Annotated in this window: 9 protein-coding genes and 1 pseudogene; 3 read left to right on the top strand and 7 right to left on the bottom strand. The window is 67.2% G+C overall.

The features are described from left to right. From AC36XV_RS02040 to AC36XV_RS02030, 3 genes and pseudogenes are all read right to left on the bottom strand, one after another. Positions 1 to 266: pseudogene (locus AC36XV_RS02040) on the bottom strand (hypothetical protein); the annotation flags it as partial. After that, positions 263 to 1,249 (bottom strand): hypothetical protein, encoded by a 987-nt coding sequence (locus AC36XV_RS02035; protein ID WP_492202004.1) that lies wholly within the window; start codon positions 1,247 to 1,249, stop codon positions 263 to 265. The pseudogene AC36XV_RS02040 and the gene AC36XV_RS02035, both read right to left, overlap by 4 nt. Next, positions 1,242 to 2,474 (bottom strand): PqqD family protein, encoded by a 1,233-nt coding sequence (locus tag AC36XV_RS02030; RefSeq protein WP_492202003.1) that lies wholly within the window; start codon positions 2,472 to 2,474, stop codon positions 1,242 to 1,244. Before AC36XV_RS02030 ends, AC36XV_RS02035 begins: the two co-directional genes overlap by 8 nt. A gap of 329 nt (positions 2,475 to 2,803) precedes the next feature. On the opposite strand from AC36XV_RS02030, the gene glnA reads away from it, so the two are divergent. Beyond that, positions 2,804 to 4,213 carry a type I glutamate--ammonia ligase gene (gene glnA, locus AC36XV_RS02025; protein WP_492202002.1) on the top strand — a complete coding sequence of 470 codons (1,410 nt, stop codon included), beginning with the start codon at positions 2,804 to 2,806 and terminating at the stop codon, positions 4,211 to 4,213. Between the two features lie 90 nt (positions 4,214 to 4,303). On the opposite strand, the gene AC36XV_RS02020 is transcribed toward glnA, so the two are convergent. Continuing rightward, positions 4,304 to 9,133 (bottom strand): NAD-glutamate dehydrogenase, encoded by a 4,830-nt coding sequence (locus AC36XV_RS02020; RefSeq protein ID WP_492202001.1) that lies wholly within the window; start codon positions 9,131 to 9,133, stop codon positions 4,304 to 4,306. A gap of 154 nt (positions 9,134 to 9,287) precedes the next feature. Between AC36XV_RS02020 and AC36XV_RS02015 the strand changes: the two genes are divergently transcribed. Both AC36XV_RS02015 and AC36XV_RS02010 read left to right on the top strand, forming a co-directional pair. Beyond that, positions 9,288 to 9,668, top strand: coding sequence for a holo-ACP synthase (locus AC36XV_RS02015; RefSeq protein ID WP_492202000.1), 381 nt, complete (start codon positions 9,288 to 9,290; stop codon positions 9,666 to 9,668). A 38-nt stretch (positions 9,669 to 9,706) separates the two neighbouring features. Further along, on the top strand, positions 9,707 to 9,937 hold the full coding sequence (locus AC36XV_RS02010; protein WP_492201999.1) for a SelT/SelW/SelH family (seleno)protein: 231 nt from the start codon (positions 9,707 to 9,709) through the stop codon (positions 9,935 to 9,937). 4 nt (positions 9,938 to 9,941) lie between these two features. Here the strand turns inward: AC36XV_RS02010 and AC36XV_RS02005 are convergent, their stop codons facing one another. The 3 genes from AC36XV_RS02005 to AC36XV_RS01995 all read right to left on the bottom strand — a co-directional run. After that, complete coding sequence (locus AC36XV_RS02005) at positions 9,942 to 10,337, bottom strand: hypothetical protein (RefSeq protein ID WP_492201998.1); 396 nt, start codon at positions 10,335 to 10,337, stop codon at positions 9,942 to 9,944. A gap of 214 nt (positions 10,338 to 10,551) precedes the next feature. Next, entirely contained in the window at positions 10,552 to 10,905 is a 354-nt protein-coding gene (locus tag AC36XV_RS02000) for a cupin domain-containing protein (RefSeq protein ID WP_492201997.1), read from the bottom strand. Between the two features lie 79 nt (positions 10,906 to 10,984). Further along, a partial coding sequence (locus AC36XV_RS01995) for a helix-hairpin-helix domain-containing protein (protein ID WP_492201996.1) occupies positions 10,985 to 12,354 on the bottom strand: 1,370 nt, incomplete at its 5' end.

Here is a 12,354-nt window from a genome sequence, read left to right as displayed (position 1 = left end):
CGCTCCCCCAGCCACGATGCCACCTCTCCCCGGTTGTCGATCCGGGCGTCCGCCACCACCACCGTCTCCCCCGACACCAGCGGCTGCACCTCCCGCACCGACTCCGGCGTCACGCGGTGCGCCAGGTGCCCCAGGCCCACGACCCCCTCCACGTGCACCCTCACCCCGTCCGGGCCCCGCCAACGCGCCGCCTCCACCATCGACTCCACCACCCCCCGCTCCGCCGGGCCCCCATCCCACCGCACCAACCCGCACAGCCCGCTCACGTCTCCCCCGCCAGGTCAGCCATGATGGCGTCGCGAACCTCGGGAAGACGCTCCAGACCAGCCGGATACGTGAGCGTCTTCATCGGAACCCGGCGCACGAGCGAGGCGAGACGGTGGAAGCGCCGGGCATGCAGCCCGGCCTTCTCGAGAACCGTGCTCAGGAAGGACTCGCGAACGAGCTCGATCAGCGCGTCCGACGGCGGAACGGGCTCGATGCGGATCTCGGACGCTGACTCCTCCCGTGCCGGCAGATAGAGGCGCGCGGGCGGATGGGATTCCGTGCAGAACGCCCCGAGGTCCTCGGCTTCGAGTGGCACACGCCGCTTTCGAATCTCGGGAAGCACCCGCGGCAGGTGCTCATGGGCTCCGAGGAAGTGATCCGCCAGGTCCGGCCACATCCGCATCTGGGGAAAGCCCGGGTGGGCGAGCACCGCCTCCTCCGAATCCCCTACGGAGACGGCGAGGAAGTCGTCGGTCAGCAGCGGATGACCGGCCGTCATCAGGGAGGTCGCCAGCGAGGTCTTGCCCCCCGTGTTCGTGGCGAGGAACACCACGGCGCGGCCCTCGATGCTGACGGCGGAGGCATGGAGAACCACATCCCCCCTCGATTCGAGCCAGAAGCCGCACACGAGGCTCAGAAAGTAGAGCTCGATCAGCTGCGTGGCCGACTCGTCGTGCCGGTGGCACACGATCCGGTCGGGCCACACGTACCAGTCGGCGATGCCGGTCTGCCGGAACAGGTGACCGCCATCGATCCGGTACAGGCGGACCTGGGGCCGTCCATCCTCGGTCAGGTAGCGGCTCTCGAACAGCGGCTCCCGGTCCTCCGAGAATGCCATGTCCGGCGACTCCCGGACGCAGGTGAACGAGAGGTCGGGCGTACCCTCCGTTCGGTGCAGGGGCGTCTGAAAGGGGAAATCGCTGGCCAGCGTGATCCCGTAGACCCGGTAGAGGGAATCCTCGGAGGGAGGTCGGTCACCCATGGATGCGTTCGTCCGTCCGGGTCTCTCGCATCAGGAGGCCGAGGTCCAGGGCCCGGTCGAGCACCGACCGGACATCGGCACGGAGGGTCCCGGGGTCCGCGTCCCAGTCTCGCAGGAGCCGCTCGACCGCTCTCTCCTCGCTTCCCTCCTCCAGGAGCGCCGTCCACGCGTCGGCGGCGATTCCGGAGAACCGGTAGGCCGCGCCTTCCTTCCAGTCGGCGACGAGCACGGCGCGCTCCGCGTCCATGTGGGCCACCACCGTATGCTGACCGGCCTGCAGCGTTCCCGGGCTCCGACCGTGCTCCTGAACGCGCCCCTTCAGAGCCGGAGACTCGAGCGGCCGATTCTTCAGGCAGTGTTCTGGAGGAACGACGCGCCACGGCGCCTCCTCGGCGGCGCTCGCGCGGTTCCACACCGTGATGTCCGGCTCGTTCCAGGGAAAGCACACATGCTCGGGCAACCCGACCCAGACCGCCTTCCCGTCCGATCGTGCCAGCCAGCGCTCCTGCCATGCACTTCGCTCGTTCCCCAACAACTCGTCGGACCGGTCCACGAGATCCGCCCCCGCCACGCAGGCGCGGAGCTTCGGCTCGCGGTTCTCGAGGGAGCTCCGGAGCTCCGGGTGGGAGAACAGGTGGGCGAAGACCACGTCGGTGGACGGGCTGCGATGCAACGTCTCGACGAATCGCAATCCGCTCAGAGCGCAGTCATCCACCAGGACGAGGGGGCCGCCCGGGTCTCCTCCGATCCCCTGGACCGGCTCCGCAACGATCTGGTCGGCCCGGAGACGCAGCAGGTAGGAGAGCATGCCCAGCACGAACAGGCCGCCGCGAGGCATGGGCGCGAACCGGCACCGCGCCAGCTCGTCCCGGCCGAGCTCGCCCTCCAGCCTCTCGGCAAGTGAGCGCGTCACGCGCTCGGCCTCCGCGTACGAGACATATCGCAGCCGTCTGAGCCCGCTGTCGATGATGCCGGGAAGCGATTCGATCCGGTTCCGCTCGGCCTCCGAGAAGCGTCCGACCAGGGCGAGCCGCGACGGAGCCGTCAGTCGCACGACCAGGACCGCCGACTTCAGCCCCCGGAAGCCCGGGCTGGCGGCGATCGCACGGGACAGGGCCCGCAGACGATCTTCGTGCGTCGGTAGATCGCGGTAGAGCGGAGCCGCCGCGAGCACCTCGGACCCGGGGTCGAGCACGTATACCGCCCCTTCGCCGGTTTCTGTCACCGCCGGTGCCTCCGCCTGTAGGGGTGTCTCCGGCCGCCTGATCTCCGGTGATCCGGATTCGCGCCGGCGCTCCACTGTACGGAACGTGGAGCGTTTGCCACAACGCCGTCCATACCGCAAGCGCGGTGCCGTGTCCGATCGCACCACGCGGCTCCCATAATCCTGCATATGACCACAATAGTAACCAATATTACTATGTCCTTGGCATTCTATATCTAGTTTTAGCACATTTGCGCTTTACTCTAGGGCAATCCTTGACGTTTGGCGCGAATCTTGTATCCTATGTCATCGTTCGTCGCAATCCGGGTCCTACACTGATGGAGTGACGCATGACGCCCGACACGATGTTCGCCGCACCGTCCGAGCACGAGGAGTCCGCCCGTTTCGCCACCTACGGCAAGCAGCTCGGTGTCCATCCCGATCCCGAGGGCATCCTGGAGCTGTGCAAGGCCCTCAACGTCCGGTTTCTGCGGCTCACCTTCACGGACATCCTCGGACACACGAAGAACGTGGAGGTCCCGGCCAGCCAGTTCCGAAAGGCGCTCGACGGCGAGATTCTGTTCGATGGGTCGTCGATCAAGGGCTTCGTTCGGATCGAGGAGAGCGACATGCTCCTCAAGCCCGATCTGAACACGTTCCGGATCTTTCCGTGGGGCAACCCGGACGCGCGCGTGGCACGGCTCATCTGCGACGTGTACAAGCCGGACGGCGAGCCGTTCGCCGGGGACCCGCGCCTGTGCCTGAAGCGTGTGACGGAGAAGGCCGCGAAGCTCGGATACGTCATGAATGCAGGCGTCGAGGCGGAGTTCTTCCTGTTTCACCGCGATCAGGCGGGGGCCGCGACGACCATCACGCACGACGCGGCCGGATACTTCGACCTGACTCCCGTGGACCTGGGCGAGAAGGCACGGCGGATGATCGTGAACGACCTCGAGGCGATCGGGTTCGAGGTCGAGGCAGCCCACCACGAAGTGGCTCCCGGGCAGCACGAGATCGACTTCAAGTACGAGGAAGCCCTGCGGACGGCCGATGACCTGACCACGTTCCGGTTCATCGTCCGTAACGCCGCCCTCGCGCACGACCTGCACGCCACGTTCATGCCGAAGCCGATCTACGGTCAGAACGGCTCCGGCATGCACACGCACCAGTCGCTGTTCAGGGACGGGGAGAACGTGTTCTTCGATGCCGACGCGGAGTATCAGATCTCGGATACGATGCGGTACTACATCGGCGGGCTGAAAGCACACGCCAAGGCGATCGCCGCGATCACGAACCCGATCGTCAACAGCTACAAGCGTCTCGTGCCGGGCTACGAGGCCCCGGTGGACATCGCGTGGTCCCAGCGGAACCGGTCTCCGATGATCCGGGTCCCCGATCGCCGGGGAGTGGGCACCCGGGTCGAGTTCCGGATGCCGGATCCGTCGTGCAATCCGTACCTCGCCCTCGCCGTGCAGCTCGCAGCCGGCCTGGCAGGGGTCGAGAAGCAGATCGATCCCGGCCCGCCCGTCGACACGAACGTCTGGGAGCTGAGCGCCGAAGAGCGAGCGAAGTACCAGATGGAGAGCCTTCCGGCGAACCTCGGTGAAGCGATCGTGGAGATGGAGAAAGACGAGCTGATCCGTGAGACGCTCGGAGAGCACCTCTTCGTGAACTACGTCCACGCCAAGAGGAAGGAGTGGGGCGACTACATCGCGCAGGTCACGAGCTGGGAGCTCGACCGGTACCTGACGACGTATTAGCGCCGGGGGTGCGACCGGCCTCTCGGCCGGAACGACCTCATCCCATCGAGCGGCCGGAGGCGAAACGCCTGCCGGCCGCTCTCTTCATTATTACCCGGAACCCCTGCGTGACAGGTCGACCAGATCGGAGATCGCCTGCACCGACACCACCAGGGCCGCGAGGCTCAGGTCGTCCGATTCCTTGAGCTTCTCGATCAGCTCGTGAATCCGGGTCAGCCCCACGGAGCATCGATCGCGGAAGTCGGCCATCGCGAGGGCTGCGTCGCCACCTTCCGCCCGGTCGATCAGATCGCGGACGATGGCCCTCCTCGCACCCTCGAGCTCGATCGTTAGTCGGCCCGCGGCGCGCTGCTCCCACAGGTCCTCGCCGGCCACTTCCGACAGACGGTCCTGCAGCCATGGAAAGTCGATGTCCGCGGCGAGGCCGAAATACAACTCGCCGACCGACCGCGCCCCGACCCCGGCGACCCGGGACAGGCTGGCCACGGGGAGCAGACCGTCGAGGAACTCGAGACACACGAGCTGCCACGCCAGATCCCGGTCCATTCCATCGGCCACGCGCACGGCCAGCCGGTCGCCGACCTGGCTTCGCTTCGGCTCGGGCAGCAGATCGGCCAGGTGGTCTTCGATCTCGGCCACCGGGGGACCGTACCGCTCGATCAGCTCGCCGAGCGGACGCCCGAGGTCCGCATTGGCGAGGATCCAGCGGGTCGATCGTGCCAGCGCATCGGTGGCGGATAGCAGCCACTGCGCCTGTACGCCCGCCGTCACCGTCGTCAGGCGGCGGAGTCCCTCGAGCACCTCGCCCGCCCGACCGACCTCGGAGGCCACGTACCATGCGGCAGCCACCTCATCCGCGTTTCGGTGCGTCTCTCCGATGAGTTGAATCAAGCCGGCTCCGCCCATGGCGTCGATCAGCCGGTTCGTGAGCTCGGTGGACGCGATGTTACCGCGCAGCCGGTGTTCGCGGACCGCTTCCTCTCCGACCCGGTCGAGCACGGGCTCCGGGAAGTAGTGCCGGGCGAGATCCAGGATGGCCGGGTCTTCGAGATACGCCGAACCGCGCAGGCACCCCTTCATGTGCATCTTGGCGTAGGCGAGCAGGACGGACAGCTCGGGCCGGGTCAGGAACGGTTTGCCGGCCTCCTGCCGCTCGGCGAGGTCGTCGCTGCTGGGCAGGTTCTCGAGCGACCGATTCAGCATGCCGCTGCGCTCGAGGAACATGAGCGCGTCGGCGAAACCGGCCTGGTTTCTCGCCACCCGATGCTGGTCGAGGCTGACCGCGAGGCTCTGGTGTCGGCTGTTCTCGAGCACGGCGGCGCCGACGTCGGCCTCGACCGAGGCCAGGAGGGAATCCCTCTCCGCCGCCTCGAGATCGCCTCTCGAGATCGACGCACCGAGAAGGATCTTCAGGTTGACCTCGTGGTCGGACGTGTCCACTCCCGCCGAGTTGTCCAGCGCGTCCGTGTTGCACCGGCCGCCGTGCATCGCGTACTCGATGCGGGCTCGCTGGGTGAGCCCGAGATTCCCGCCTTCGCCCACCACACGGGCGCGAAGCTCCGCGGCCGTGATTCGCACCAGGTCGTTTCCGGGGTCCGAAACGACGGCGTTGGTCTCGGACGAAGCCCTCACGTAGGTGCCGATCCCTCCGTTCCACCACAGATCGACGGGAGCGCCGAGAATCGCCCGCACCAGCGCTTCGCCGTTCACCGTCGGCTCCTCGATGCCGAGCACCTGACGGGCCTCGTCCGACAGCTCGATGCGCTTGTCCCCGCGCCCCCATACACCCCCGCCCCGGCTGATCAGGTCGGCGTCGTAGTCGGTCCAGGCCGAACCTGGCAGGTCGAACAGGCGCTTGCGTTCCTCCCAGCTCCGTTCGGGATCCGGATCCGGATCGATGAAGATGTTGCGGTGGTCGAAGGCCGCCAGGAGCCGGGTCTTCCGGCTCAGCAGCATCCCGTTCCCGAACACGTCACCGCTCATGTCCCCGATGCCGATGGCGGTGAACTCCTCCTCCTGGATGTCCTTCCCCATCTCCCGGAAGTGTCGCTTCACGCATTCCCAGGCGCCGCGGGCGGTGATCCCCATCTTCTTGTGGTCATAGCCCTTAGACCCGCCGGAGGCGAAGGCATCGCCCAGCCAGAACCCGTAGCGCGCGGCCAGGTCGTTCGCGGTGTCGGAGAGCGTCGCCGTGCCCTTATCGGCGGCCACGACGAGATACGGATCCTCCCCATCCCGGATCACCGTATCCGGAGGATGCACCACCTGTCCGTCGATCACGTTGTCGGTGACATCCAGAAGCGCGCTCACGAAGTCGCGGTAGCTCTCGACGCCGGCTTCCCGCGCACGCGAGCGGTCGGCCGGCGGTCGGCTGACGACGAACGCACCCTTGGCTCCCTGCGGGACGATGACGGCGTTCTTCACCTGCTGGGTCTTCACCAGACCCAGGACCTCCGTCCTGAAGTCCTCGAGTCGGTCGCTCCATCGGAGGCCCCCTCGCGCCACATCGCCCATCCGCAGGTGCGCTCCCTCGGTGCGAACGCCGCTTACCCAGATCTCGTGCCGCGGCCGCGGCTCGGGCATGGCGTCGATTCGGTGGCAGGAGAACTTGAGCGAGATCGGAGCGTGGCGGTCCTCGCGCAGGCGGGCCTGGAAGTAGTTCGTCCGGACGGTGGCATCGATCAGGTTGAGCAATCTCCGCAGCGTTCGATCGTCGTCGATGCCCTCGACGCGCTTCAGCTCGTCGTGGAACGCATCTCGTGCCGCGATCCCCGCCATCTCGCGATCCCCCTCGAGCGATGGATCGAACTGGGTCGAGAAGATCTCCCACAGCAGACGTGCGGCCCGGGGATACGCCATCAGAGGCCGCTGGAGAAGGAGTCGGCTGGACACGGCTCCGATCCGGAACGCATAGGCCCCGTAGGCCTTGAGGAGTGCGACCTGTCGCCACGACAGACCGGCGGACAGGATCAGTCGGTTGATGTGAAGGTTCTCCGCCCACCCCGCCTGCGCGGCCCGAAGGGCCTCTTCCACCCGGCTCTCGGCGCCCTCGCGTTCGACCTTCCACTCCGCCGGCACGTCGACCAGGAATCCGTGGATGGTGAACGGGGCCTTCCCATCTTCCACCGAGACTTCATGCGCCTCGGCCCGGATCACCCGGAAGCCGAAGTTCTCGAGCACCGGCATCACGTCGCTGAGAGCCTGGTTCTCTCCCCGGTCGAAGGCGGTGAGCCAGTACCGGTCCGCCACGGGGGGATCGAGATCGAGGAGGGTCACACGGCTCAATCCTTCGGAGCGGACCTGCTCCAGGACCAGGATGTCCCGGGCGGCCGTCCGAACCGAGGTGGTCGCCTCGTACTGCGGCGAGAAGGCGGAGCCGTACAGCTGAATCAGCTCGAGCGCCCGATCGGCCTCGACCTCCGTCTCGAGGGCGCTGCGCACCTTCTCCTGCCAGGTCTGGATCGCCTCGCTGACCCGGGTCTCCAGATCCACCAGGTCGACTCTCGCGACGGCGTCGGGCTCGGCCGACACGTGAAAGTGCAGGCGGGCCTGCTCTCCTTCGCCGAGGGCGAGGTGATAGTTCAGGATGTGCCCGTCGTAGGCGTCCTGGATCAGCTGCTGAACCCGCTTCCGTACGGCCGACGAGAAGCGGTGTCGCGGCATGACGACCATGAGCGTGACCCCGCGCGCCAGGGCGTCGGGCCGGCCGATCACCAGCACCTCGCCGCTCGCGTGCGTCTGGACCATCGCGTCGACCAGCGGAAGCAGCTCCTCCGTGGGAGCGACGAACAGGTCCTCCTTCGGGAAGCTGTTGAACAGGCGCACGATCAGACCGTGATCGTGGGTACCCGGATCGACCTGCTCCGCTTCGAGAATCTCGGCCAGCTTGCGCCGCAGGATGGGGGTGACCGAAGCATCCTGGTGAAACGCCTTGGCGGTGAACAGCCCGAGGAACCGGCGCTCGCCGAGCACCGTTCCGTCCGTATCGAGGCGCTTGATGCTGATGTCGTCCATCCGCGCGCGCCGGTGGACCGGGGAGAGGGCGTTCGTCTTCGAAACCATGAGCAGAGGTCCACCGAGCACCCGGGCGGTGAGCTCCTTGGGCAGAGCGTCGAGCGGGACGGCATCGTAGACCTTCGAGGTGGTTTCGTCCCAGAGGATTCCCCGGCTCGATCCCCGGCGGAGCCTGACCTCCCGGGTCCCGTCGTCCGCGGGTCTAATGTCGTACTCGCGGTAGCCGAGGAAGACGAAGTTGCCCTCGCGCAGCCAGTCGAGGAACTCCTGGACCTCCCCCAGCTCCTCCGCCTTCCAGGCCAGGTGGGTCTTCAGGTCTTCGAGGTCCGCCCGAATGTGGTCCAGGAACTCGAGCATCGAGGGAAAGTCGGCGGTGGAGCGTCTCACGTGCTCCAGCCGGCTCTCCACCTCCCGGAGCAGAGACTCGTCGTCGCCCGACTCCAGTCCCTCGACCAGGATCATCGTCGCCGACACCCGGGCCCTCGTGTCGTCGCGATCGCCGATCGCCGAAATGCGGCCGTCCGCCGAGCGACTCAGATCGATAATCGGGTGCAGGAGGGCGAGGATCGAGTAATCCTCCGAACCGAACATCTCCCGCAGCGTCTCCACGATGAAGGCGCAGTCCGGCATCGCGGTCAGCAGCACGGCCCGGTGTGGGCGGGACGGAAGCCGGTGCAGCTCTGCGCCGATGGAGTCATCGGGCGTGGTCTCGACGAGCCGGAACAGGGCCGCGGCCTGCGACTCGATGAGGCCGGGCTCCGCCTCCTCCAGCCTGTCCAGGGGCACTCTGGAGAGGAGCCGCCGACCGAATTCCCCGAGCACTTCGGGGGAGCGGTCGGGAAGTTCCTTCTTGAGCGCTTCGAAGACGCCCGATACGAGATCATCCACCGTTCGTGCCTGTTCCATCCGTGGTTTCTCTCCGCGAGGCCCCGGCGATCGCCGGGTGTTGTATGGCTCTCCCCCGGCGGCGAAAACCCGTTGCCCGGCCGGAGGCGAAGGACAATACTGCAGCCATGGACCAGCGGCGAGTAGGACGATCGAGAACGCGGGCAGCGGCGCCGTGATCATCGGCACGGGGATCGACCACGCACGGATCGACCGTGTGGCGAAGCTCCTCCGCCGGTATCCCGAGCGCGCCCGGCGCCGGCTTTTCACGGAAGTGGAGCGTCAGACGTGCGACGCCCGGCGCCGGAGCGAGGAGTGCTACGCGGCTCGTTTCGCGGCGAAGGAAGCCTTCGTGAAGGCCCTCGGCACGGGTCTTCGGGAAGGTGTGCGCTGGACCGATATCGAGATCCGGACGGATCGCCGGGGGCGCCCGGAGCTCGGACTGCACGGCGCGGCCTTGCGGGCGTTCAAGCAGGCGGGCGGCCAGCGGGCGCACCTCAGCTTCACTCACGAGGGAGGCACCGCAGCCGCGATCGTCATCCTCGAGGGCGGCTGAGGCGATGGCGACTGCGATCAACTGGAGAGGAGGACGGGGTGCGACTGAGCATCGAATACTGCGCCGTCTGAAACTACGGACCCAGAGCCGCCGGTCTGGCGGCCCGACTCGAAGCCCGGTACCCCGACCTGGAGGTCAAGCTCATCCCGTCGAGCGGCGGCGTGTTCGAGGTCGAACTGGATGGGGCGGTGGTCTTCTCGAAGAGGTCCACCGGCCGCCACTGCACGGTCGAGGAAGTCATCGAGCGGCTCGACGGAATGACCCGATGACGGGCTAGCCCCGGCCGCCGGTGAACGCCCCCGGCGGATAGCGCATCCAGAGCCAGACGAACAGGGCCAGGGATCCGTACGCGGTCATCCGATCCCCCGTGAGCAGGGTGCCGACGATCCCGACCAGGGCCTGACCCTCCGCCAGCGCCCACACCACGATCGCGGCCGTGCGCGCCCCCTGCGGGGAGGCGGCCAGCCTTCCCCTCGCGATTCCGGCCCCGAGGGTCGCGATCACGGCCACGGCGAACCACACCATGCGCATCAGGTTCGGCTCCACCGTGGAACGGAGCGGCTCCAGCACGAAGAGAACGATCGCGGCGAACAGGAAGACGCCGGCCGCCAGGGCAAGCCAGATCGTCCTGAGCATCCGGGGGTCCGAATGGGGGCTCAGCGAGGGCATCCAACCTCCGCAGCAGATGGCGACGCACGCCCCGCGAGGCCTGTGGAACGTTCTCGCTCGTGGCGTGTTTCAGTAGACGAGAACACCCCCGGAGCCACGGTGCCTACCTTGGATCCTATCCCCGCAGTCAATCCGTGGCCGAGGGGGTTTTCTCATCTGCCTCGTATTGCAGGCGAAGGAGAATAGGCGAAGGCTGGGGCAGGGGCAAACGGGTTCAGTCGCCCGTACGCCCGTATCGGTCCTCCAGCCGGACGACGTCGTCGAGCTCGGGCGTCGATACCTCCAGGAGGACGGAGTCTTCGATCGCCTCCATGCGATGGACAGTGCCGGGGGGAATCGACACGGCCTGTCCGGGAAGCCACTCCATCGTCTCTCCGTCGAGCGTGAGCCGAACGCGACCGCTGAGGAGATAAAGCGTCTCGTGCTTGACGCGGTGCTTCTGGAGGGAGAGGAGGTGGCCGGCGGTGACCTCGAGCACTTTGCCCGCGTAGCGATCCGTGTGGGCGTACCAGACCTCACGGCCCCAGGGCTTGTCCACGATCTTCGGTTTCCGGAGGGATTGCGTCACCTGGTTCTCGTCCGTGAAAGTCCGTCGCTCGTCGGGTCGCGGCCAATATATCGTTCGGCCTCGAAGCCACAAACGGCCTTCAGCGATAGTCGCGGCTGCGAATCGGCCCCAGGTTTCCGGCCAGGTCCAGACGTTCGGCCCGGCGGGTCAGCACGTTCACCACGTCATGCTCGTTTTCCACCACGCCCTCCATGACCAGAAGCGGAGCGCGCAGCACGCTTCCGAGCCTTTGCCTCACATCCGGCATGACCACGAAGTTGGAGAACCCGGTCTCGTCCTCGAGCGTCACGAACATGACCCCTTTCGCCGTGCCCGGTCGTTGCCGGCAGATCGCCATTCCCGCCACGCGCACCCGATCGCCGCTCGGGCGCGAGCGCAACTCGGCGGCACTCAACACGCCTTTCCTCTCCAGCTCCGGGCGCAGGAACTCCATCGGATGCCCCTCCGGGGACAGTCCGACGCACCGGTAGTCCGCCGCCACCCTCTCGAGCGCCGACATCTCGCGTATCGGAGCAGGGGTCCCGGGTGCTCGGCGGGCCAGCGGTCCCGCATCTCCACGAGCCTGCCGCAGAAGCTCCCACAGCGCCTGCCGTCGACCGGGCCACAGCGTTTCGAACGCGCCCGCCTCCGCGAGGACGCGGAGATCCGACGCCCCGAGACCGCTTCTCCGCATCACGTCCTCCACGCTTCGAAACGGTCCCTCCTCGCGAGCCGCCTGGAGCTTCTCGCGCGCCTTCGGCCCCAGCCCGTGCACGAGCCGAAGGCCGATTCGCAGAGCAGGGTCGGGGGGCCGCGCTCCCTCCGCGAACGAGTCCTCGCTGCGCTGCGGAGGTTCGCTCCGGGAACACGGCTCCCCCGCAGCAGAAACAGCGACTTCGAGAACGTGGTGATCCGATTGGGTATCGAACCGCTCTGGAAGTCGGGGTCCTCCGGAGTGCGCCTCCGCAGCGGACGGACCGGCCGCGGACCGTCTGAAGTTGCCCTCCGCATCCGCGGACATTCCGCCAGCACACGACTCGCTACGACGACGAGGAGACCCCGCAGGAGCTTCGCTCCGAGGAGGCTCCGAGTCCAAAGTAGCCGGAGCGTGCCGGCGGGGTGCCCGCGGAACTTCCAAAGTGGAATCCCACTCCGAATGGGCCAGGTCGACGGGACGGACCTCCACCCCGTGGCGCCGCGCGTCGTGGATGATGGTGGCCGGCGAATAGAAGCCCATCGGCTGGGCGTTGAGGAGCGCCGCGTAGAATTCCGGAGCGTAGTAGTGCTTCAGGTAGCACGAAGCGTATACGAGAAGAGCGAAGCTGGCCGAATGACTCTCGGGGAAACCGTAGTTGGCGAACGCCGTCAGGTACTTGAGGATCTGTGCAGCCACCTCAGGCGCCACTCCGTTCCGATGCAATCCGTCCACCAGATCTCTTTCGACTTCCTGCATCTTCCGGTGCGAGCGCT

The organism is Candidatus Benthicola sp., assembly GCF_058719085.1.
The sequence above is the reverse complement of the archived record's forward strand: the minus strand, read 5'-3'. Positions and strand labels throughout refer to the sequence as shown.

What these genes read in the sequence shown, in the direction of transcription:
- AC36XV_RS02035 (WP_492202004.1), bottom strand. Translation starts at nt 1,249, where the DNA reads ATGGGTGACCGACCTCCCTCCGAGGATTCCCTCTACCGGGTCTACGGG.
- glnA (WP_492202002.1), top strand. Translation starts at nt 2,804, where the DNA reads ATGACGCCCGACACGATGTTCGCCGCACCGTCCGAGCACGAGGAGTCC.
- AC36XV_RS02020 (WP_492202001.1), bottom strand. Translation starts at nt 9,133, where the DNA reads ATGGAACAGGCACGAACGGTGGATGATCTCGTATCGGGCGTCTTCGAA.
- AC36XV_RS02005 (WP_492201998.1), bottom strand. Translation starts at nt 10,337, where the DNA reads ATGCCCTCGCTGAGCCCCCATTCGGACCCCCGGATGCTCAGGACGATC.